This window comes from Microbacterium sp. NPDC055521 (genome assembly GCF_053619695.1).
Genome location: NZ_JBSHJX010000016.1, coordinates 1 through 21,696, shown reverse-complemented (window position 1 = coordinate 21,696; position 21,696 = coordinate 1). Strand labels below are relative to the sequence as shown.

Annotated in this window: 20 protein-coding genes and 1 pseudogene; 13 read left to right on the top strand and 8 right to left on the bottom strand. The window is 69.2% G+C overall.

The window, feature by feature from the left end; all coding sequences use genetic code 11:
• Positions 1–17 precede the first annotated feature (17 nt).
• A complete protein-coding gene (locus tag ACWGSM_RS12975) occupies positions 18–488 on the bottom strand; it encodes a prepilin peptidase (RefSeq protein WP_452323332.1) in 471 nt (156 codons plus the stop codon).
• 160 nt (positions 489–648) lie between these two features.
• Between ACWGSM_RS12975 and ACWGSM_RS12970 the strand changes: the two genes are divergently transcribed.
• From ACWGSM_RS12970 to ACWGSM_RS12960, 3 genes are read left to right on the top strand one after another with little or no spacing between them, the layout of a single operon-like run.
• Positions 649–1,377 carry a hypothetical protein gene (locus ACWGSM_RS12970; RefSeq protein WP_452323331.1) on the top strand — a complete coding sequence of 243 codons (729 nt, stop codon included), beginning with the start codon at positions 649–651 and terminating at the stop codon, positions 1,375–1,377.
• Positions 1,374–2,945, top strand: a complete 1,572-nt coding sequence (locus tag ACWGSM_RS12965; RefSeq protein ID WP_452323330.1) for a DNA polymerase Y family protein — start codon at positions 1,374–1,376, stop codon at positions 2,943–2,945. Before ACWGSM_RS12970 ends, ACWGSM_RS12965 begins: the two co-directional genes overlap by 4 nt.
• Positions 2,945–6,445 carry an error-prone DNA polymerase gene (locus ACWGSM_RS12960; protein ID WP_452323329.1) on the top strand — a complete coding sequence of 1,167 codons (3,501 nt, stop codon included), beginning with the start codon at positions 2,945–2,947 and terminating at the stop codon, positions 6,443–6,445. The genes ACWGSM_RS12965 and ACWGSM_RS12960 overlap by 1 nt, the downstream gene beginning before the upstream one ends.
• Before the next feature lie 18 nt (positions 6,446–6,463).
• Here the strand turns inward: ACWGSM_RS12960 and ACWGSM_RS12955 are convergent, their stop codons facing one another.
• The gene (locus ACWGSM_RS12955; protein WP_452323328.1) at positions 6,464–6,829 is read right to left on the bottom strand and encodes a hypothetical protein; all 366 of its coding nucleotides are present in this window, start codon (positions 6,827–6,829) and stop codon (positions 6,464–6,466) included.
• A 77-nt stretch (positions 6,830–6,906) separates the two neighbouring features.
• Here ACWGSM_RS12955 and ACWGSM_RS12950 point away from each other — a divergent pair, with 77 nt between their 5' ends.
• The 5 genes from ACWGSM_RS12950 to ACWGSM_RS12930 all read left to right on the top strand — a co-directional run bounded on the left by ACWGSM_RS12950 (position 6,907) and on the right by ACWGSM_RS12930 (position 11,179).
• Positions 6,907–9,156, top strand: coding sequence for an MMPL family transporter (locus tag ACWGSM_RS12950; protein ID WP_452323327.1), 2,250 nt, complete (start codon positions 6,907–6,909; stop codon positions 9,154–9,156).
• Entirely contained in the window at positions 9,153–9,584 is a 432-nt protein-coding gene (locus ACWGSM_RS12945; protein WP_452323326.1) for a pyrimidine dimer DNA glycosylase/endonuclease V, read from the top strand. The genes ACWGSM_RS12950 and ACWGSM_RS12945 overlap by 4 nt, the downstream gene beginning before the upstream one ends.
• 56 nt (positions 9,585–9,640) lie before the next feature.
• The gene (locus ACWGSM_RS12940; RefSeq protein WP_452323325.1) at positions 9,641–10,066 is read left to right on the top strand and encodes a pyridoxamine 5'-phosphate oxidase family protein; all 426 of its coding nucleotides are present in this window, start codon (positions 9,641–9,643) and stop codon (positions 10,064–10,066) included.
• A gap of 112 nt (positions 10,067–10,178) precedes the next feature.
• Positions 10,179–10,439, top strand: a complete 261-nt coding sequence (locus tag ACWGSM_RS12935) for a DUF7218 family protein (RefSeq protein WP_452323324.1) — start codon at positions 10,179–10,181, stop codon at positions 10,437–10,439.
• Between the two features lie 44 nt (positions 10,440–10,483).
• Complete coding sequence (locus ACWGSM_RS12930; RefSeq protein ID WP_452323323.1) at positions 10,484–11,179, top strand: NADPH-dependent F420 reductase; 696 nt, start codon at positions 10,484–10,486, stop codon at positions 11,177–11,179.
• A 194-nt stretch (positions 11,180–11,373) separates the two neighbouring features.
• On the opposite strand, the pseudogene ACWGSM_RS12925 reads toward ACWGSM_RS12930, so the two are convergent.
• From ACWGSM_RS12925 to ACWGSM_RS12915, 3 genes and pseudogenes are all read right to left on the bottom strand, one after another.
• Positions 11,374–11,961, bottom strand: a pseudogene (locus tag ACWGSM_RS12925) (DUF998 domain-containing protein); the annotation flags it as partial.
• A gap of 240 nt (positions 11,962–12,201) precedes the next feature.
• Entirely contained in the window at positions 12,202–12,735 is a 534-nt protein-coding gene (locus ACWGSM_RS12920; RefSeq protein WP_452323322.1) for a metallophosphoesterase family protein, read from the bottom strand.
• Positions 12,736–12,818: 83 nt separating this feature from the next.
• Complete coding sequence (locus ACWGSM_RS12915; protein WP_452323321.1) at positions 12,819–15,950, bottom strand: chondroitinase family polysaccharide lyase; 3,132 nt, start codon at positions 15,948–15,950, stop codon at positions 12,819–12,821.
• A 229-nt stretch (positions 15,951–16,179) separates the two neighbouring features.
• Here ACWGSM_RS12915 and ACWGSM_RS12910 point away from each other — a divergent pair, with 229 nt between their 5' ends.
• Both ACWGSM_RS12910 and ACWGSM_RS12905 read left to right on the top strand, forming a co-directional pair.
• Positions 16,180–17,166 (top strand): TerC family protein, encoded by a 987-nt coding sequence (locus ACWGSM_RS12910; protein ID WP_452323320.1) that lies wholly within the window; start codon positions 16,180–16,182, stop codon positions 17,164–17,166.
• A 69-nt stretch (positions 17,167–17,235) separates the two neighbouring features.
• On the top strand, positions 17,236–17,637 hold the full coding sequence (locus ACWGSM_RS12905) for a VOC family protein (protein ID WP_452323319.1): 402 nt from the start codon (positions 17,236–17,238) through the stop codon (positions 17,635–17,637).
• Positions 17,638–17,796: 159 nt separating this feature from the next.
• On the opposite strand, the gene ACWGSM_RS12900 is transcribed toward ACWGSM_RS12905, so the two are convergent.
• Genes ACWGSM_RS12900 through ACWGSM_RS12890 form a run of 3 tightly spaced genes read right to left on the bottom strand, consistent with a single transcriptional unit; the run spans position 17,797 to position 19,777 of the window.
• Positions 17,797–18,591 (bottom strand): ABC transporter permease, encoded by a 795-nt coding sequence (locus tag ACWGSM_RS12900; RefSeq protein ID WP_452323318.1) that lies wholly within the window; start codon positions 18,589–18,591, stop codon positions 17,797–17,799.
• Positions 18,588–19,307: an ABC transporter ATP-binding protein gene (locus ACWGSM_RS12895; protein WP_452323317.1), complete on the bottom strand. Its 720-nt coding sequence runs from the start codon at positions 19,305–19,307 to the stop codon at positions 18,588–18,590. The genes ACWGSM_RS12900 and ACWGSM_RS12895 overlap by 4 nt, the downstream gene beginning before the upstream one ends.
• Positions 19,304–19,777 (bottom strand): hypothetical protein, encoded by a 474-nt coding sequence (locus ACWGSM_RS12890; protein WP_452323316.1) that lies wholly within the window; start codon positions 19,775–19,777, stop codon positions 19,304–19,306. Before ACWGSM_RS12890 ends, ACWGSM_RS12895 begins: the two co-directional genes overlap by 4 nt.
• Positions 19,778–19,786: 9 nt before the next feature.
• Between ACWGSM_RS12890 and ACWGSM_RS12885 the strand changes: the two genes are divergently transcribed.
• Genes ACWGSM_RS12885 through ACWGSM_RS12875 form a run of 3 tightly spaced genes read left to right on the top strand, consistent with a single transcriptional unit; the run spans position 19,787 to position 21,469 of the window.
• Positions 19,787–20,272: a helix-turn-helix domain-containing protein gene (locus ACWGSM_RS12885; protein WP_452323315.1), complete on the top strand. Its 486-nt coding sequence runs from the start codon at positions 19,787–19,789 to the stop codon at positions 20,270–20,272.
• 12 nt (positions 20,273–20,284) lie between these two features.
• A complete protein-coding gene (locus ACWGSM_RS12880; RefSeq protein WP_452323314.1) occupies positions 20,285–21,028 on the top strand; it encodes a phosphotransferase in 744 nt (247 codons plus the stop codon).
• A 30-nt stretch (positions 21,029–21,058) separates the two neighbouring features.
• Positions 21,059–21,469 (top strand): DUF3224 domain-containing protein, encoded by a 411-nt coding sequence (locus tag ACWGSM_RS12875; RefSeq protein ID WP_452323313.1) that lies wholly within the window; start codon positions 21,059–21,061, stop codon positions 21,467–21,469.
• Positions 21,470–21,696: the final 227 nt, after the last annotated feature.

Sequence of the window (21,696 nt, the reverse complement as noted above, 5' to 3'; positions counted from 1 at the left end):
CGGCTCGGCCGATGCGCTCAGGCGAGCCCGATCGCCAGGGCCGCGCCGATGATCATCCACGGCCCGAACGCGATCAGCGTGTGCCGGGTGGCCCGCCGAAGCGCCATCAGCACCAGGGCGTGCAGAGCGCCGAGCAGGAATGCCGCGGCGGCGCCGAGCAGGAGGAACTGCCAGCCGTGCCAGGCGAGCACCAGCCCGATCACGGCCGCGAGCTTCACATCTCCGCCGCCCATGCCCCGCCGTGATGCGAGCCGCAGCACGGCGAAGAACGCGCCGAGCGCGAGGGCGCCGAGCAGGGATCGTGTCAGCCGCCCCACGTCGCCCGTCGCGAGCGCGTCGACGACCACGAGCAGCACCAGCGCGGCCAGCGTGGGCAGCACGATGCGGTTCGGCAGCCGGTGCGTGCGCGCATCGATCGCGATGAGCCACGCGCCGACCGCGGCGAGCGCGAGGTGCACGATCAGCACGACGACGGAGTGGGGTGTCACGATCGCAGGCTAGGCGAAAAGCGGCGAGCGCCGGAGGCGCCTGTGGAGAACTCCGGTCATCGGGGCGTCGGGCTGACGGTGCGGTATGGCGATGTCGGATGTGCGAATTAGTCTTGCATGACGACTTGAAGTGTTCGAAGCTTTATTCGAGGATGGATGCATGGGGATCAGAACGACCGCGGCACTCTCCCCCGCCGATGAACGGGCAGGGGACATTCTGCGCCTGCGTCGCGAGATCGGCCGCATGCAGCGCCGTCGCAGCGACGACGCGCATCTGCCGATGCCGGCCGCGCTGCGGGATCTGCTGCCTCAGGGCGGGCTGCTGACCGGCACCGTGTACTCGGTCTCACCCTCGCCGAGCCTGATCTTCGCGCTGATGAGCGCGCTCTCGCAGCGCGGCGGCTGGTGCGCGGCGGTCGGCATGCCCACGCTCGGCCTCGAGGCGGCGACCGCCTTCGGCGTCGACCTGTCGCGGCTGATCCTCGTGCCCGAACCGGGTGAGCGCTGGCTCGCGGTCGTCTCGGCCCTGGCCGAGGTGGTGCCGCTGATCGCGATGAACCCCGCCTCTCGCGTGCAGGATGCCGATGCCGCACGACTCGCGGCACGGCTGCGCGACCGCGGCTGCACGCTGCTCACCACCTCCCCCTGGCCGCAGGGCGAGGGGCTGATCACGCTGCACGACCCGCACTGGGAAGGCCTCGGCGAGGGATGGGGGCTGCTCTCGGATCGCACGGTCACCGTCACCGCGCAGACCCGCTCCACGCCGGTGCCGAAGAGCCTGCGGGTGCGACTGCCCGATGATCTCGGCCGCATCGACGTCGCCTCCGAGCCCGTGCTCGACCCGCGTGAGTCGCTGCCGACCCACCCGAGCTGGGCTGTGGCGTCATGAGCGCGGATGCGTCCTCGCCGGGCGAGGTGATGCGCGTGCACGTGCTGTGGTTTCCCGACTGGCCGCTGCGGGCCGCGCTCGGCGCCGCACCCCCGCATCCGCCCACCGCTCTCGTGCGCGCCGGCGTCGTGTCGGCCTGCACCGAGTCCGCCCGGGCGCATGGAGTGCGCGTCGGACAGCGCAAGCGGCAGGCGCAGAGCAGCCTGCCGTCGCTGCGGATCCTGCCGCACGACGAGACGGCGGACGAGCGCGCGTTCCTGCCCGTGCTGCGGCTGATCGAGGCGCACGCGCCCGGCGTGCATCTGCTGCGCCCGGGGCTCGCCGCTCTGCGCTCGCGGGGCATCTCCCGCTATCACGACGGCGAGGAGGGGGCGGCGGCCGCGCTGGTGCGGATGCTCTCGGATGCCGGATTCGGCGACGTGCGCATCGGCGTGGGCGACGGCATGTTCACCGCCGAGCTCGCGGCCCGGGCGGCTCCGTCCGGTGGCGACGGGATCGATCCCTGGGCGGTGATCGCACCGGGGGCCTCCCGCGCGTTCCTCGCCCCGCTCCCCCTGCACGTGCTCGGCGAGCCCGCCCTCGCCGACCTGCTGCGGCGGCTGGGGGTGTCGACCCTCGGCGGATTCGCCGCTCTCGACGCACTCTCGGTGCGCTCGCGATTCGGCGAGCACGGGGCACGGCTGCACGACCTGGCATCCGGAGCCGACTCCCGGCCCCTCACCCCGCAACCGCCCGACCCGCAGCTGGCGCGTGAGGTGCAGTTCGACACTCCGCTCGGGCAGTCCGACCAGATCGCGTTCGCCGTGCGGCAGACGGCGGATGCCGTGCTGCTCGCTCTCGCCGACGTCTCGGCCGTGTGCACCGAGGTGCGCATCGACCTCACCGACGACGACGGCGCGGTCTTCTCCCGCACCTGGCTGCATCCGACCTGCTTCGACGCGGGAGACCTGGTCGACCGGGTGCGCTGGCAGCTCGAGACGATCGTCGACGACGCCCCCGACGACGCCGCTCACGCCTTCCGCGGCATCGTGGGGGTGCGGCTCTCGCCGGTCGCGGTCGACGACGCCGCCCATCACCAGCCCGGCCTGTTCGGCTCCGGCACCGACGAGCGACTGCACCATGCCGTCTCGCGCGTGCAGACGCTGCTCGGCCATCGCGGGGTGAGCACGGCTGCGATGGCGGGCGGGCGGATGCTGGCCGACCGTCAGGTGCTCACGCCGTGGGGCGAACGGCCGCTCGTGCAGCGCGATCCCTCGCAGCCGTGGCCGGGCAGCCTGCCCGATCCGCTGCCGACCGAGGTGTACACGCCCATGCGCCCGGTGCGGGTGAGCGGTGCGGCGGGCGCCGAGATCGAGATCGACGAGCGCGGGGCGCTGTCGACCCCGCCCGCGCTGATCGAAGACAGCGAGGTGGTCGGCTGGGCGGGTCCGTGGCCGGTGCACGAGCACCGGTGGGATGCCGAGCGCGCCCGCTCCGGGCATCGTTTCCAGCTGCTCGATGCGGGGCACCGCGCCTGGCTGGTGTTCCATTCGGCGGACGGCTGGTGGGCCGAGGGGCGGTACCGCTGATGGGCTGGCACAACAATCCCGGGCAGACGTGGCATCAGCTCGAGCGCACCCTCGACCTGGAGGGCCCCGCTCCGGTGCAGAGCGAGCCGGTGCGTCCTCGTGCCGACCCGGGTCCGGTGAGCAGGCGTCGTCGCACGACGGCTCACCTCGATGTGCGGCGGCCGGCCGACGCCGTGCCCTACGCCGAGCTGCACGCGCACTCCTGGTACTCGTTCCTCGACGGCGCCTCCTCCCCCGAGGATCTGCTCGCCGAGGCCGAGCGGCTGGGACTCAGCGCGCTCGCGATCACCGATCACGACGGCTTCTACGGGGCATCCCGCTTCGCCGAGGTGGCCGAGGCGATGGATGCCGGGGTGCAGACCGTGTACGGCGCCGAGCTCTCGCTCGGCATCGTGGATGACCCCGTTCGCACCCGCTCCCGTGGGCGGGCGGGCACCCCCGACCCCGAGGGCGATCATCTGCTCGTGCTGGCCCGCGGCGCCGAGGGCTACCACCGCCTCTCCGGGGCCATCTCGGCCGCTCAGCTGCGCGGCGGCGAGAAGGGCCGCCCGGTGTACGACCTCGACGAGCTGGCCGCGCGGGCAGACGGGCACTGGACGGTGCTGAGCGGATGCCGCAAGGGAGCCGTCCGGCGCGGGCTGGAGGCCGGGGATGCCGAGGCTCCGCTGGGGCGGCTCGTCGACCTGTTCGGACACGACCGGGTGGCGGTGGAGCTGTTCGATCACGGCGACCCGCTCGACACCCGCCGCAACGACGCCCTCGCCGAGCTCGCCGCGCGCATGGGGCTGCCGGTGGTCGCGACGAGCAACGCGCACTACGCCTCGCCCGAGACCGCGCGTCTGGCCGAGGCGGTGGCCGCGGTGCGTGCGGTGCGCAGCATGGACGACCTCGACGGCTGGCTGCCCGCGCACGGTGGGGCGCATCTGCGCAGCGGAGCGGAGATGGCAGCCCGGTTCCGCCGCTATCCGGGGGCGATCGAACACGGGCTGCGGCTGGCCGCCGAGTGCGCCTTCCCGCTGCGATCCGCTCGCCCTGCGCTGCCGAAGCAGGAAGTGCCCGACGGACACACGCCGATGAGCTGGCTGCGCCACCTCGTCTGGCAGGCGGTGCCCGAGCGGTATCCGCGTCTCGACGCTGCGGGGCGGGCGAGGATCGAGCGCGAGCTCGACGTCATCGACGAGAAGGACTTCCCGGGGTACTTCCTCATCGTGCACGGCATCGTGCAGGAGGCCAGGCGCCGGGGCATCCTGTGCCAGGGACGGGGGTCGGCCGCGGCGAGCGCGGTCTGCTATCTGCTGGGCATCACCGCGGTCGATCCGATCCTGTACGGGCTGCCGTTCGAGCGCTTCCTCGCCACCACCCGCACCGAGGAGCCCGACATCGACGTGGACTTCGACTCCGACCGCCGCGAGGAGATCATCCAGTGGGTGTACGAGACCTACGGCCGCGAGCGCGCCGCCCAGGTCGCGAACGTGATCCAGTACCGGCCGAAGAACGCCGTGCGCGACATGGCACGGGCGCTGGGGTACTCGCCGGGCCAGCAGGATGCCTGGTCGAAGCAGGTCGACGGGTGGAGCTCGGGGCTGCAGCCGGTGGAGGGCCACGACATCCCCGACGACGTGCTGGGCTATGCCGACGACCTGCTGCGAGCACCGCGGCATCTCGGCATCCACTCCGGCGGGATGGTGCTCACCGACCGTCCGGTCGGCGAGGTGGTGCCGGTCGAGCACGCCCGCATGGAGAAGCGCACGGTGATCCAGTGGGACAAGGACGACGCGGCCTCGATGGGCCTGGTGAAGTTCGACCTGCTGGGGCTCGGCATGCTCGCAGCTCTCCAGCACTGCTTCGACCTGATCCGGGCATCCACCGGCGAGCACTGGACGCTCGAGACGATCCCCAAAGAAGAGGCGGGGGTCTACGACATGCTCTGCCGGGCCGATTCGATCGGGGTGTTCCAGGTCGAGTCGCGGGCGCAGATGGGTCTGCTGCCCCGGCTGCAGCCGCGCTGCTTCTACGACCTCGCCATCCAGATCGCTCTCATCCGGCCCGGTCCCATCCAGGGCGGGGCGGTGCACCCGTTCGTACGTCGCAAGCTCGAGAAGGACAGGGTGGATGCCGAGAACCGCGAGCGGCTGCGCCACGGCGAGCAGCCGGTGCCCTTCGACATCCCCTATCCGCACCGCGATCTGGAGCCGATCCTGAAGCGCACGCTGGGTGTGCCGATCTTCCAGGAGCAGCTGATCCAGATGGCCACCGCGATCGGCGACTGCACCGCCGACGAGGCGGATCTGCTGCGCCGGGCGATGGGCTCGAAGCGCGGGCTGGAGAAGATCGAGAAGGTGAGAGCGAAGCTGTACGCCGGGATGAGCCGGCGAGGGCTGAGCACGGAGGTCTCGGATCGCATCTACGCGCAGATCCAGGCGTTCTCGAACTTCGGCTTCGCCGAGTCGCATTCGCTGTCGTTCGCGCTGCTCGTCTACGCCAGCTCGTGGATCAAGCTGCACTATCCGGCGGCGTTCCTGGCCGGGCTGCTGCGGGCGCAGCCGATGGGGTTCTACTCGGCGGCCTCCCTCACCGCGGATGCCCGCCACCACGGCGTGCAGGTGCGCCGGCCCGACCTGCACGCGTCCGGGGTGGTGGACGGGCTGGAGCCGGTCGGCACGCCCGATTCCGGGGCAGGCCCGGATGCCGGCCCGACCGGCAGGTCATCCTGTGCGGCATTCGACCAGCCGGCCCCTTTGCGGTTCGACAGCTCCGCCCCGGACGAATCGGCTGCGCACCGCCGCGACGGCCGCTTCGCCGTGCGGCTCGGACTGTCGGGGGTGCGCGGGATCGGCGTGAAGCTCGCCGAGCGGATCGTCGCGACACGAGACGAGCACGGGCCGTTCCGCGACCTGCACGATCTGGTGCGGCGCACCGACGCCACCACGGCGCAGATCGAGGCACTGGCCACGGCCGGGGCCTTCGAATGCCTGGGGCTCAGCAGACGCGAGGCCATCTGGCTCGCGGGTGCGGCGGCCGAAGACCGGGCGCGCTTCCTGCCCGGCACGGCTCTCTCGGTGCAGCCGACGCTGTTCTCCGATCAGTCCGGGTACGAGCGCCTGGCAGCCGACCTGTGGGCGACCGGCGTCTCGATCGATGACCATCCGATGTCGCATCTGCGGGCCGCGCTCGACGAGCGGCGCGTGCTGAACTCCGCCCAGCTGCGCACCCACGAGACGGGACGGCGCATCGAGGTCGCCGGAGTGGTCACGCATCGCCAGCGTCCGGCGACGGCCAGCGGAGTCACCTTCTTGAATCTGGAGGACGAGCACGGCCTGATGAACATCATCTGCACGACGGGCGTGTGGGCTCGCTATCGGCGGGTGGCTCGGGACTCCCCCGCGCTCATCGTTCGAGGGCTCCTGGAGCGCTCCCCGGAAGGCGTCACGAACGTGCTCGCCGATGCGTTCGAAGACCTGCGCACCGGCCTCGCGCACCGCTCGCGGGACTTCCGCTGAGCGTGCGCTCCATGCCCATCACCAGAACCGCTCGGGCGCCTCGGCGGGCTGTCTGTCGGCACCGCCCCAGCGATCGGACTCCGCCTTGGCCGCGGCAGCTGCGGCATCCGCCTCGCTGAGCGCCTCCTCGGCCGCCGAGGCCGCATCCGAGAACCCGACGACGAGTACGGTGCGCGGCTCACGCGCCGCCTCGGTCACGCGGCAGTCGCGTACGACCGCGCGCCAGATGTCGAGCTGTTCGCGCGTGGTGTCTCGCACCTCGTACTGGATGCCCCGGTCGAGGTCGCGTACGGCGATGACCGTCCCGTCGGCGGCCTGAGCGATCTCGACGCGATTGCCTCTCGGCACCGGAGCGGATGCCGCGATGACGAGTGTTCTCTGCATGCCCTCATGCTAGGCCTGTCAAGTCCTCGGTCGACCTTTCCGCCGGCCGGTACCGTTGTTCTGACGAGAGGACACCGATGAAGACGCGAGCGCAGCTCCGCACAGAGCGGCAGCAGCAGAGGCAGCAGAAGCCGAAGACGCTCTGGCGTGTGCTGATCTCGGCCGCACTGATCCTGCTCTGGCTCACCGGAGCCGGTCTCGGCGGCCCGCTGTTCGGCAAGATCGACGAGGTCTCCTCGAACGACCGCACCACGTACCTTCCCGACTCGGCCGACGCGACCGAGGTGCAGGCTGCTCTCGACGACTTCCTCGGCTCCGATTCGATCCCGGCAGTGGTGGTCTTCGCCTCCGACGACGAGATCGACGACGCACTGAAGGACGACCTGACGTCCGCGCTGGAGGACGCGACGACCGCTGAAGGCGTGAAGGACGGCTCCTCCCCCGTGATCGTCTCCGATGACGGACGCGCCGCCCAAGCATTCGTGCCGATCGACACCGATGCCGACATCGGCGATGTGTCCACCGCGCTCTCGTCCGACCTGCACGAGAGTGTGCCCGACGGCGTGGACGTGTACATCACGGGTCCGGCCGGCTTCACGGCAGACCTCGTCGCCGGGTTCGCCGGCATCGACGGCATCCTGCTGCTCGTCGCGCTCGCGGCCGTGCTCGTCATCCTCGTGATCGTGTACCGCTCGCTGCTGCTGCCGGTGGTGGTGCTCAGCACCAGCCTGTTCGCGCTGTGCGTGGCGCTGCTGGTGGTGTGGTGGGCGGCGAAGTTCGGCATCCTGCTGCTGAGCGGCCAGACGCAGGGCATCCTGTTCATCCTCGTCATCGGTGCCGCGACCGACTACTCGCTGCTGATGGTCGCGCGCTTCCGCGAAGAGCTGCATCTCACCGAGAGCCGGTGGACGGCGGTTGCGGCGGCCTGGCGCGGCTCGTTCGAGCCGATCCTCGCCTCCGGCGGCACCGTCATCGCGGGCCTGCTGTGCCTGCTGCTGAGCGACTTGAAGTCGAACAGCACGCTCGGGCCGGTCGCCGCGATCGGCATCGTCTTCGCGATGCTCGCCGCACTCACGCTGCTCCCCGCCCTGCTCGGGCTGTTCGGCCGCGCGGCATTCTGGCCCCAGCGCCCGAAGTACGAACCCGCGCGGGTCGCCGACGCGAGCCCGCTGGAGGGCAGCGGCCTGTGGCCCCGGCTCGCGCGCGGCATCCGCACTCGTCCTCGCCTGATCTGGATATCGACGGCAGTCGTGCTGGCGATCGCCGCGGTCGGTGTCGTGCAGCTGGATGCCAAGGGCGTGCCGCAGTCCGATCTCGTGCTCGGCGCCTCCGAGGCGCGCGACGGCCAGGAGGTACTCGGCGAGCACTTCCCGGGCGGGTCGGGCAGTCCCGCGTACGTGCTGGTCGATGAGAGCCGCCTGCAGGACGCCGCCGATGTGCTGCTCTCCGACGATGGCGTCGACGGCGTCAACGTGACCGCCGAGGACTCGCCGTCGGGCAGCGCCCCGGTCACCGCAGACGGCATCACCGCATTCGGCCCTCCCGGCACCCCCGCTCCCAAGCCCACGGTCGTCGACGGGCGCGTGCTGCTGCAGAGCACGCTCACCGACGCCGCCGACTCGGCGGACGCCGAGGCGACCGTCGACCGGCTGCGCGCCGAGCTCGACGAGACGGGAGCCAAGGTCGGAGGCGTCACGGCCACCGCGGTCGACACGAACACAGCATCCATCCACGACCGCAACCTGATCATCCCGGTGATCCTCGGCGTGATCCTCGTGATCCTCATGCTCCTGCTGCGGGCGGTGCTCGCGCCCGTGCTGCTGATCCTCACCACCGTGCTCTCGTTCGGCTCGGCGATGGGCGTCGCCGCGCTGCTGTTCAACGGCGTCTTCCGGTTCCCGGGAGCCGACCCCGCGGTGCCGCTGTTCGGCTTCGTGTTCCTCGTCGCGCTGGGCATCGACTACAACATCTTCCTGATGACCCGTGTGCGCGAGGAATCGAAGCGGCACGGCACGCGCGAGGGCATCCTGCGCGGCCTGGCGGTGACCGGCGGCGTGATCACCTCCGCGGGGCTCGTGCTGGCCGCGACGTTCGCCGCGCTGTCGGTGATTCCCATCCTGTTCCTCGTGCAGCTGGCATTCATCGTCGCCTTCGGCGTGCTGCTCGACACGTTCGTGGTGCGCTCGCTGCTCGTGCCGGCGCTCGGCTACGACATCGGTCGGGCGATCTGGTGGCCGTCGAAGCTCAGCCGCCGCGATGCCGAGCCGGATGCCGCGCGGGACGCTGAGCCGGCTGTCGCGAGCTCGGAGGAGCCGGGCCGCGGGTGAGGATCTGGTCGCTGCACCCCGCGCACCTCGACCGGGCGGCTCTCGTCGCCTGCTGGCGAGAGACGCTGCTCGCCCAGGCGGTTCTCGCGGGGCGCACGAAGGGATACACCAGACATCCGCAGCTCGAGCGGTTCCGCGCGCAGGCCGACCCGCTCGCATCGGTCGGCGCGTATCTGTCATCGGTCGCGGACGAAGCGGATGCCCGGGGCTACCGCTTCGATCGAACGCGCATCCTCGCGCCGGCGTCGCCCGTCGCCCTCATCCCGGTGACCGACGGTCAGCTGGCGCTGGAGTGGCAGCATCTGGGTGCGAAGCTCGATCAGCGCAGCCCTGCGGATGCCGTGCGCTGGCGCGCGTCGGCGCCTACGCCGCACCCGCTGTTCACGGTCGTGCCTGGCACAGTGGAATCGTGGGAACGGGCGGTCTGACGGCTGTCATCGGAGAACCCCTCGTCGTGCGGCGGCGACGGGCGTACCGTCGATGTATGACCATCGAGGCGTCGGATCGCGCGGCCATCGCGCACTTCGTCCGTGTGTGCGGGTCGGGCGTGGTGGCGAGCGTCGGACGTGACGGCGCGCCGCAGGCGGCCTACGTAGGCCTCACCGCCACCGACGACGGCGTGCTCGTGTTCGATGCGTCCGACCAGTCGCGCAAGGTCGGCAACATCCGCGAGCGCCCGAATGTCGCCGTGGCGATCACCGGAGCGGACACGTCGGTGCAGCTGGAGGGCCGCGCCCGCATCACCCACGATGAGGAGCGCTGGCGTCTGGGCGAGGTGTACAGCGAGCGGTTTCCCAACTCCCGCGCGCTGGATGCCGGATTCGAGATCATCGCCGTCGACGTGCACTGGGTGCGGGTGTACGACGCGAGCGGTCATCCGCCGCACATCATCGAAGCAGCCTGGCGGTGAGCCGATAGACCGGGCCATCCGGCGTGTCAAGGCGGTTCGAGCGGGCGGCTGCCGTGCATATGGTCATCCCGAGTCGCCGATCGGCGACGTCCGAAGATCCGAGGAGGCGGCCATGCCGAACCAGCCAGAGCTCAAGGACGAAGAGCTGTACGAGAAGCTGCGCGATGACGGCGCATCGAAGGAGAAGGCCGCGCGCATCTCGAACGCGGCCGCCCGCGACGGCCGCGCGGCGGTCGGACGCCGAGGAGGGAAGTCCGGCGACTACGACGACTGGACGGTTGACGAGCTGAAGAAGCGCGCGAAGGAGCTCGGCATCGAGGGCTACTCCGGCAAGCGCAAGGCCGAGCTCATCACCATGCTGCGCGACCACTGAGCACGCCTGCGCCGGTGCCCGACGGGCCGCCGTACGATGACGGGGTGACTGTCACCTCGCCGATCCGGACGCTCGGCATCATCGGCGCCGGCCGTCTGGGGCGTGTGCTGGCGTCGCTCGCGGTCGATGCCGGCTACCGGGTGGTCGTCGCGCGAGCGGGCGATCCCGCTCCCATCGCACGCGCGATCGCCGCGATCGGAGCCGAGGCGGTGAGCGTCTCCGACCTGGTGACGTTGTCGGATGCCGTGGTGCTGGCGCTGCCGCTCGGCCGGTACCGCACGCTGCCGGCGGCGCAGATGCGCGGGATGCTGGTCATCGACGCCATGAACTACTGGTGGGGCGGTGATGGAGATCGGCCCGACCTCGACGACCCGCGCACCTCGACGAGCGAGCTGGTTCAGCGGCACCTCGCGGGCGCGCGCGTCGTCAAAGGGCTGGGGCACATGGGGTACCACGATCTGGAGGACGAGGCTCGTCCCGCCGGGGCAGCTGGGCGCAAGGCCATCGCGATCGCCGGGGATTCGGTCGACGACCTGGATGCCGTGTCGCGACTGATCGACGACCTGGGATTCGATCCCGTGATCGCCGGCCCTCTGGCATCCGGCATCATGCTCGAGCCGGGAGCCGACGCGTTCGGCGCCGACGTGGGCGCTGCGCAGCTGCGCGAGATGCTGGAGGGGTTCGAGACGTCGCGGCGCGGCATCGTCGTCGCACGGGCGCGGCGCTCCGAGCACCCCTGACGGATCTTCACGGCGCCCGCGCGGCGCCGGACGGCCGCAGGCGGGGCGCCCGTCTTGGTGCTTCGCCGGCGCGGCGACCAGGTCGACGCGTTCGACGGGGCTGAGAAGGCATGGCGGTGCGCGATCTGCTCGAGCAGGTGCACCCACCAGAGGATGATCGCGAAAGCGATCGCCTCGAAGACGGTGAGCGAGATGACCTCGGCCTTCAACGCGGCGAGCGCGACGATCATGATGACTGCACTGGTGATGGTGGCACGGCGCAGTGCCCCATCGAGCTGCCAGAGCAGCACACGGTGCGAGAGCAGCAGGAAGGCGAAAGACAGCACGGCGCCGTTGGTGGCCCGCTCGTGCGCGACCGGGTCGACCGAGAGCGGGTAGGCGCCGATCGCGAGCAGACTGATGCCGAGACCGGCGATCGCCGGGGGCATCAGACGCATGGCGACCCGCGAGCGCCGGGAGTGCGGCAGCACGCCGGCGAGGCGGATCCGCAGCATCCACGACGAGCCGGCGATGATGGCTCCGCTCGCGATGAGTCCTCCGTTGAACGCGAAGCTGGAGAAGTCGCCCATCATGCCGAGTCTGCTGAAGTAGAGGTGCCACCAGTCCGCGTCGGTCGTGGTCGCCGCCGAGACGAGGATGCACCCGCAGAGCAGCAGAGCGGCGCACAGCACCCATGTGAGTCGCGGCACTGCGCCTTCCCTCCGGACCGGCGGGTCTTCCGCTCGGATCTGTGCGGCGCGCACTCCGATCACCGGTATCGTCAGCAGAGCTTGTCCACTCATCGGTCCGCCTAACACCCGCGCAGGAGAGACGCGGGTGTGACCATCCCCCGGAAGCGCGAAACGAGTGCGGAGCGACTCGAGAAAGCTCCGCTTCTTGGAGCCTATTGGGCGATGTCGATTTCGGGCGACGATTATCACGGAATGACACGCGGCGATATGGTTCCCGGCGCTCTCAGAATCGATTTCGGTGAACCGCGGCCGGTGGTCGCGGCTCATCCGTCGCGGTTCACCGGTCGCGGCTCATCCGTCGCGGTTCACCGGGAGCGGCTCACCGTCGCGGTTCACGGGGATCAGCGTGACGTCGAGCGCTCCCCCGTCGATGCGCACGCTCATCATCGTGCATGCCGGCTGACGGCGCCGATCGGTCGGCGACCCGGGATTGAGCAGACGCAGGCCGCGTGGCGTGAGGGTGTCCCACGGGATGTGCGAGTGCCCGAAGATCAGCACGTCAGTGTCGGCGAACACCTGATCCATGCGCTGCTCGCGTTTCGCCGCCGGGCCCGTCTCATGGATGACCGCGAAGCGCAGGTTCCCGACGGTGAAGCGGGCGATCTCGGGGAGCCGCTCGCGATGCTCGGGCCCGTCGTTGTTGCCGTAGACGCCGTGGAATTCTCGGGATCGCGACTCGATGAGGTCGAGTGTGGCGATGTCGACCCAATCCCCCGCGTGCACCACGACGTCGGATGCATCGATCGCGTCGAGCACAGCGCGCGGCAGTCGTCTCGCCCGCGCCGGGATGTGCGTGTCGGCGAGCAGCAGCATCGTCGTCGTCATGGTGCCGCCAGTATCCCATCGACGCCAGACCGAGCGTCTCGCCGCGGTGCACCGCATCCCCGACGACGGGCCTGCGCCCGATCTCACCCGATGGCGGTCAGGGTGAGATCGCGCGAGGCGCCGTCGCGACACGTCACGGTGATCGTCGTCGTGTCGCCGGCCGCGTTCACCGTCACGCCGTCCTCGTCGCACGACCATCGCCCCTGCACGGTGAGGCTGACGTGCGACGGCGCGCTGGTGTTGCGCCGCCACGGGCGGGAATAGCTCGTGTTCGCTCCGACGTAGCTGCCGTCGGCGGCGAATTGATCCGGGTCGTCGCCCTCGTACAGATGCAGGTCGGGGTCGGTCACCGACAGCGAGAGCGTCTGCTCGTCGCTGCGCCACATCAGCAGGCACGGTGCGTCGACGGCGGTGATCGCCGCGTCGAGGTCCGTCACGTCGGCGAAGACCACCGCACCGGTGATCCCGGTGTCGCGATGGTGCACGATGTGCGCGGCGGCATCCTTTCGCACCACGGTGTAGGGCGCGTCGTCGGTGCTCATCCGCGTGGTGAAGTCGGCCGTGCGCTGCACCCCCGCCCCGACGAGCAGGGCGTACTCGTACGCCGCACCGCGGGGCGCCGCTCCGTGATCGATGAGCGCAGTGGCGTACGGAACGGATGCCGTCGTGGTGTCCTTCTCGTCGGGAGCGCTCTGCACCGCACTGATGCGGCGCAGCCGCTGCCCGGCGGGCAGGTGGAAGCCGTTGCCGAGGGGGTCGACGACACCGGTGGGCCGGGTCAGCTGCGCCGCGTCGTCCGTGCCGTCGGCGGCCGGCACGGCGACCTGGAACAGGGTCGTCTCGGTGGTGTGGTGCGGGTCGTCGTTCGCGATGTCGCTGCCCAGGCAGACGATCAGATCGTCGAAGCTGAATCGCGACACCTTCGCTGTGTGCGTGGGGTCGAACGTCGGATGCTCGATCAGGTGCATCCCGAACACGCCGTGCTCGCCCTGGAACGAACCGGCCCCGCCGAACGCCGATCGCGTCAGCGGCATGATCTCGATCGTGCCGCTCAGGTCGCCCTTCAGCAGGTTCCACGGCAGGTGCTTCGTGGTCGCGCCGGGGATGCGGTTCCAGTCCCAGCCCGGGTGAACATAGCCGTTGGCCGGATGCGTGATCTGCCCGCTGTCGTCGGCTCGGGCGAGCACCTCGACCGACGCGTAGGCGAGGTAGCGACCGTAGAGGTTGTCGGTGGCGTAGATCTCACTCGACCACAGGTAGCGGTTGTGTCCGCGCAGCGCGACCAGCCACTCGCCGCGGCGATGCAGCCCACAGGCGGCGTACCCCAGCGCCCAGTGTCCGTTCGGGGCGGGCTCGGCCTCGATGCCCGCCTCGCGCAGGTCGGCGGCGAGGCTGCGCTGCGCGGCCGACGGGTTCGGCGGCAGCAGCCGCAGGAACGCGGCACCGACCTCCGGGTCGAACTGGCCGCCCTCCCCCGGCATGGGTGTCGCTGCGAGCGCCGTGAACGGGTTGAGCGAGAGTCCCTGCCCCCCATCGGGGTGGCGGCCGGTGAGCGCGATCGGCCACTGCGTGGTGTTGGCGTGCAGACGCTGGGTGAGCAGCGCCCGGCGCAGCGAGGCGCGTGCGAGGGTTCCCAGGGCGAAGGCCGTGCCGTGCAGCAGGGCGACCACAGGTGCCATTCCGACCAGCGCATCGCGGCCGTAGTCCGGATACGGACCCATGTGGTGGAAGATCGTGCCGTCGGGCTTGAGCCCTCCCTCGATCCCCGGCGAGGTGCTCAGCGAGCGCTCGGTGAATCGGGTGAGCGCGGCCAGCAGGCGGCACTGCTCGTCGGCGGTTCCGGCGCCGACCGCGCAGATCGCCATCGGCTTGAGCAGAGTGTTCTGCACGTCGATGATGCCGCCGTACTCGGCCGGGTCGCTGAAGTCGTGCGTGAGCCGGCCCAGCCCGACGAACCAGGCGAGGTTGTCCATCGCGCGACGCCACAGCCCGGCTTCGGTCAGCAGCGGCTGCGCGACGAGGAACGAGTCGGCTGCCTCACGGTACTGGTAGCCGATGTGGTGGATCGTGCCCTGCGCGCTGCCCTTCGCGAAGCCCTGGTCTTCGAGGTGTGCGTACATGCGCAGGTAGAGCTCGTCGAACTCCGGCGCGGTGGCGGCCCCGGAGGTCCGTGCCTTCGCCGATGCCGCGGCGATCGCTCGCATGCGGGTGCCGTACGCGCGCAGCGCGACGGCGGATGCGAGCGTCATGACGTCGGCGCGGATCTCGGCGGGCAGGATCGCCGACTGGTAGCCGTTGATGTAGGAGCCGGGGCTGGCCGGGATTCCGGATGCTCGTTGGGGCACGCCGAGCTCGGCGACCTGTTCCTTCGCCTTCGCGAGCCCGGCAGTGGTCACGTCGGCGGCGACCGTCGCGGACTTCAGCAGCGCGGCACGGATGCCGGCGAGATCAGCGGCACCGTCGGCTGCGGGAAGGGACGCCGCGGCGAGGTCGTCATCGAAGCGAACCAGGTCGAGCCAGTGCCGGTTGTCGGCCTCGGCGATCTCGGGCTGCACGAACGGTGCCTGGCGGTCGGGGGTTGGGTGGTCGGGGCGCATCTCGGTGTTGAGCACCACCTGGTCGATGTACAGGCTGCCCGAGCGCGCCGGCGCGACGAAGCGCACCCGGTTCATAGCGTGATGCGGAGTCCCCTCGGTGTCGTAGCCGAGACGCACCCAGCAGGTTCGCCAGCCGGTGAAGTCGAGACCGAACTCGAAGACCATGTCGGTGGTCGCTCCGCGGCCGAACTCGACGCGCAGACGGTCGGTGGTGGGTTCGGAGTTGTACACCCACATAGAGAAGGTGTCGACGGTGCCCATCAGCGCCTGGTCCATGCCCGCGGTGTAGCGGCTGGCCTGGTAGCGCAGGGGCTCCTTGATGGTCAGCACTCCTCGGGCGGCGTGCTCCCACTTCAGGCTGTGGGCGCCGACCTTGCCGCGCTCGGGGCTGATCGAGATCGTGCTTCCCTTGCCCGTGGAGAACTGTCGCGGCACGCGCGTCTCGAGCAGGAAGACCGGCGGCGACAGCGCGAGAGCGCGCGCTTCGACATCCGCCGGGTCGAGCGCACCCGCGGGGCGCAGAGCGGATGCCAGGGCCGGCTGTGCACCGCCTGCGATCAGCGCGGCACTGCCGAAGGCTGCGCCCGCCACCAGGAATCCGCGTCGTGAGATCTCCATTGACACTCCTCTTATCGAACTTCGTCGTCTCGCAGGTGAGGATCGCAGGGGGCGAGGAGGGCATTCAAGATGCATTGCGACGGCGGGTACACTTGTCGCCACAAGGGGAGTACTCCCGCGCGGTGGCTCGTCACCACGGTTGCACGTCGCATCCCGGTCCACCGGTTCCCGGTTCGGGAATGGAGAAGACCTTGGCGTCGATTCGTTCGCCTCAGGTAAGGAGACCCCTTTGGAAGTCAGCCCCCTCGTCTGGATGATCACGGTCGCGGTGACCGTCGCCTTCTTCATCTACGAGTTCTTCACGCATGTGCGCACGCCGCACGAGCCCACGATCGCTGAATCGGCGCGCTGGTCGGCCTTCTACATCGCTCTGGCGCTGGTGTTCGGCGTCGGCGTCGGTGTGGTCTCGGGCTGGACGTTCGGCGGTGAGTACTTCGCGGGCTACCTGACCGAGAAGGCGCTGTCGGTCGACAACCTCTTCGTGTTCCTCATCGTGATGTCGAGCTTCGCCGTGCCGAAGATCTACCAGCAGAAGGTGCTGATGATCGGCATCGTCATCGCACTCATCCTGCGCGGTGTCTTCATCGCGGTCGGTGCGGCGCTGATCGAGAACTTCACCTGGGTCTTCTACCTGTTCGGCGCCCTGCTGCTGGTGCTCGCCTACCAACAGGCGTTCTCGCACGGCGACTCGAACGTCGTCGACGGCAGGTTCATGCGCTTCGTCCGCCGGCGCCTGCCGGTGACGGACGAGTACCACGAGGACAAGCTGACCGTCCGGAAGGACGGCCGGCGCTGGGTGACGCCGATGCTGCTGACGATCGTCGCCATCGGCTTCGTCGACCTCATCTTCGCCGTCGACTCGATCCCCGCGATCTACGGGCTGACCGAGGAGGCGTACCTCGTCTTCACCGCCAACGTGTTCGCGCTGATGGGGCTGCGCCAGCTCTTCTTCCTGATCGGCGGCCTGCTCGAGCGGCTCGTGTACCTCGCCCAGGGCCTGGCGGTGATCCTCGCCTTCATCGGCGTGAAGCTGCTCATCCACGCGCTGCACAAGAACGAGCTGCCGTTCATCAACGGCGGCGAGCCGATCACGGTGATCCCCGAGATCCCGATCTGGCTGTCGCTGCTGTTCATCGCGGGAACGATCGCGGTGGCGACGGTGGCGAGCCTGAGGAAGACGCGGGTCGACGAGCGGTCGGCGGTGGATCGGGGCTGATCCCGGGATGCCGGCGCGCCGGTCTCAGAAGCGGTGGACATGCGCCGTCTGCGAGCGCACCATTGGCTCATGAGCGCATTCACCCCCGAGCGGGTCTTCAGCGGCTTCAGCGTCGACGACCTCGACGCCGCCCGCACGTTCTACGGCGAGACGCTCGGCATGCCGGTCTCGAACAACGCGATGGGCTTCCTCGAGATCGGCCGGCCGCAGGGCGGCTCGATCCTCGTGTACGACAAGCCGGACCACGTTCCGGCGACGTACACCGTTCTCAACTTCGCGGTGGCCGACATCGATGCCGCCGTCGATGATCTGAACGCCCGCGGTGTGGTCACCAAGATCTACACCGACCCCGATTTCGGCACTGACGACAAGGGAATCGCACGGATGGGACCGGACGGCGCGTCGGGCCCCGAGATCGCGTGGTTCAAGGATCCCGCAGGCAACGTGATCTCGGTGCTGGTTGCGGCGTGACGGCTGGCCCGCCGAGGGTTGCATTGACTCGCCCCGGTGGGTCCGGAGAGCTGTTTGCTGGTTTCAGCCGGCTCGTGTGACCGGTTCGTTACGCGCGTAGTCGAGTTGCTCGACCTCGAGAGGTGTGAGGTCGTCGCGCCGCGGGACGCTTCTGACTCGTCACGTGAGGTCGCGACGAAGAGGAACGAGTACCGCCAGAAGCCCAGCGGCGCACGCGTAGGCGAGCAGAATGAAGGCTCCCATCACCGGAGAGGCGAGGGAAGCAGCTCCGAGGGAGGTCTGTTCGGCCAGGGCGTTCGTGAGGAAGGAAAAGCTGGTCAGCGAGGCCGTCGCTCCGCCGGGCAGGATCGGGTACAGAGAGTTCACACCCGGGATCATCATGAGCACGAACTCGAGAACGTAGAAGTAGCCGAGCACGATGGCGATCGCGACCAGCTGGTTCCGGGCGAGCGCGCCGATGCTGACTCCGAGCACCATGTAGACGGCAGCCGCGAGCGCGAGTTGGAGCAGTGGGACCACGACTTCTCCGACCGGGACCGGGATCGCGACTTCTCGCACCGCGGCTCCCGCATACAAAGCCGCTCCGGATGCGGCCGAGCAGATGATGCCGTAGCTCAGACCGAGAAGCGCGTAGACGACGAGCTTCGCACCGAGTACTCGCCCGCGCGTCGGCGCCGCGAGAAACGTCGTGCCGATAGTGCGGTGCCGATACTCGGAGGTGACGGCGATGGTGCCGATGAGGGCGGGCACGAACAGCAGCACCGCGGGAAGGCCGAGCACGATCTCGACGCCTTCGACGGCGTCGAGTCCGGGCATCGGCGGGGTCGCGTTCTCGGGGCCGATCAAGGCGAGTGTGCCCGTCAGCAGCATTCCGCACGCCCCCGCGACGAGCATCGTCCAGAAGGCCAGGCGGAGAGTGACGAGCTTGATCAGCTCACCGTGGACCAGTCTCACAGCGGTGCCCCTTCGTGGGTGGCGCGAAGGAACACGTCTTCCAGTGATTCCCCATTCGAGCGAAGTTCGCAGAGCGGTCCCGTTCGTGTCACTCGGCCTCGGCTGATGAGGACCACGTCATCGGCCGTCTGCTCGACTTCGCCGAGCGCGTGGCTGGACAGCAGGACGGTGCGACCCGACGCCGCGAAAGTCCGCAGGAATGTCCTCAGCCACACGATGCCGGCGGGATCCATACCATTCGAGGGCTCGTCGAGCACAAGGATCTCCGGATCCCCGAGGAGCGCGGTCGCGAGCGAAAGGCGCTGGAGCATCCCGGTCGAGAACGTGCCGATACGACGATCAGCGAACGCGACGGCGCCGGTCTCATCGAGCACCGCATCGACGCGTTTCGAGGAGAGACCAGAGATCGCACTGTAGGTGCGGAGGTGCTGCCGGGCGGTCGTTCTCGGGTGCGCACCGGCGATGTCGAGCACCGCTCCGACGAGGCGGGCCGGACGACGGTGATCCTGATAGCGCTTGCCCAGAATGAGCGCGGTTCCCTGGGAAGGACGGATCAAGCCGAGCAGCACGCGCAGTGTGGTGCTCTTCCCGGCGCCGTTCGGCCCGAGAAAGCCGGTGACGCGCCCCGGCGCCGCACCAAACGTCGCATCCGTCACGGCGTCGGCAGCACCGAAGCGCTTGGCAAGCCCTCTGACCTCGATCGGTGCGGCGCTCATCGGGAGACGCTCCCGTGGATCGCCTGCGCGATTCGGTCCGCGTCTTCAGTGCTGAGCAGGACCTCATCGAATCCGGTTTCGCCCCGGACCGTGCCCAGCCGCAGCAACGGTAGGCCGCGTTTCATCGAGACCAGCCGCCGAGCCCCGGAGGGATGCGTGAAGGTGCCGAGCTTGCGATACCCCGACACGACCAGGCCTGAGCGCAGGCCCAGGATCTCCGAGGTCCATCCGGGCTCGACCCGAGCCGACAGGATGGCGGAGAGGGGCACTCGCGCGAATCCTCGCCCGGCCATCATCGCTTCCCAGCCCGGGAATCGGATGTCCACTCCCTCTTGCTTGTAGCCCACCTGCGTCATCATGCTCACCTCTGCTTCAATGGTCGTTGTCGTGATGAGAACATTATCATAATGATAATGGTTGGGAGAACACTCGTGGCTGAAGAGCATCAGATCGCTGACATCGTCCTCCATCCGGTGCGCATGAAGATCATTCAGCAACTCGGCGGCCGCAGCATGACGACGACCCAGTTGCGTGAAGCTCTGCCCGAGGTCAAACAGGCCACCCTGTACCGGCACGTCGCGGCGCTGCTCGAGGCCGACATCCTGGCTGTCATCGAGGAACGACATGTCCGCGGCGCCATCGAGCGCACACTCGCACTCGGCGACCGACTGGCGCACGTGGACCACGGCGAGTTGCAGGCGATGGATGCCGTGCAACTGCGCTCGGCGTTCACGGTGTTCCTCAGCGGACTCTCGAATGACTTCGAGCGGCTCCTCGACGACGATCGGGTGGACATGCGGGGCTCCCTGGGATTCGCCCGCGCCATACTCCACCTCGACAGTCAGGACCTGGAGAAACTGCAGGCTGAGCTCATGGAGGTGCTCACGCCCTACCTGGAGAAGCGCAAGGAAGGGCAGCGCCGGATAACCCTCGCCACCGTGCTCATCCCCGAGACCGACGACTAGAAGGGAACCATCATGAACGACATGCAGCAGTCGATGTCCGGCGGAAACATGAACACCGTCGTACGCGACGGCGACACGGTCCGTCGTGTGGGCGGGTCATGGACACCGACCGTGCACCGCTACCTGCGTTACCTCAAGCGCGGAGGGATCGACTGGGCGCCGGAGCCGATCGGCTTCGACGGCACGCACGAGACGCTGAGCTTCATCGACGCCTTCGTTCCCGCGTATCCGATGCCGAGCTGGGTATGGACGGATGCGGCACTTGAGCAGGGGGCGCGGATGCTGCGCCGGCTGCATGACGCATCCATCGGCTTCCCGCTCGATGAAAGCGTCTGGCAGTCGTCGACGAAGGTGCCCGTGGAGGTCATCTGCCACAACGATTTCTCCCCGCACAATCTCGCGTTCGACGGTGGCCGGATCGTCGGCGCGATCGATTTCGACATGTGCTCGCCGGGCCCGCGGATCTGGGACATCGCCTATTTCGCCACCCGCATGGTTCCACTCACCGCCGAGCCGCCGGTGGGCGCACCGACTGGTGCCGACGTGCCGCGACGCATCCAGCTGCTGATCGACTCTTATGGATCGGATGCCGGGAGCATCCCTCTCACCGTCGACGCCGTCGTTCAGGTGGCAATCCGCCGGCTCTACCAGCTTGCCGATTTCTCGCGCGTGAAGGCCGCCGAGCTGAGCAAGCCCGGGTTGTGCGACGAAGCCGATGAGTACGACCGTGACGCCGCGTTCCTGTCTCGGCCGTGACTACAGAACTCAGAGAATCAAAGGAGCATCATGCAAGCATCAGGGACGTTCACTGTAGAAGCGTTCTCCCCCGTCGCCCCGCCCATGGATACCGGGCCGGTGACTGCCGCCTCCGTGGCGGTAATGAGAGTGGAGAAGCAGTTCTCGGGAGATATGGCCGGACGCTCGGTGACCGTGTTCACGTACGCTCTGGACGCGGTCACAGACGTCGGCGGGTATGTCGCAATGGAGTCTTTCGAAGGTGTACTCGACCGCCGGTCTGGCACGTTCAATTTCTCACATTCGGCAACGACGGTCGGAGACATCCGGAGTGACGAGTCCTTGGTCATCATTCCCTCCAGCGGCACTGGGGAGTTGACAGGAATCTCGGGCGGAGGCGGAATCGCAGTCGACGCGGATGGGACGCACCGCATCTGGTTCGACTATCAGCTCCCCACATGAGCGGATCCAGACGGTAGTTGAGGAGCAAAGCTGGTGCTCACGCCGAACGCAGGACGAGAGCTTGACCTTCTCGGCCGGAATACGACGGCACGAGCATCGATGTTCCCGTCAGGACTACCGCGGGCAGCGCACGGCAAGAGGAGGGGGGGGGGGAAAGAGGGGGATGGGGCCCCCCCCCCAAACCTCATAAAAAGGGGGAGCGGGTGTTATAAAGCACGCCCCAGAAC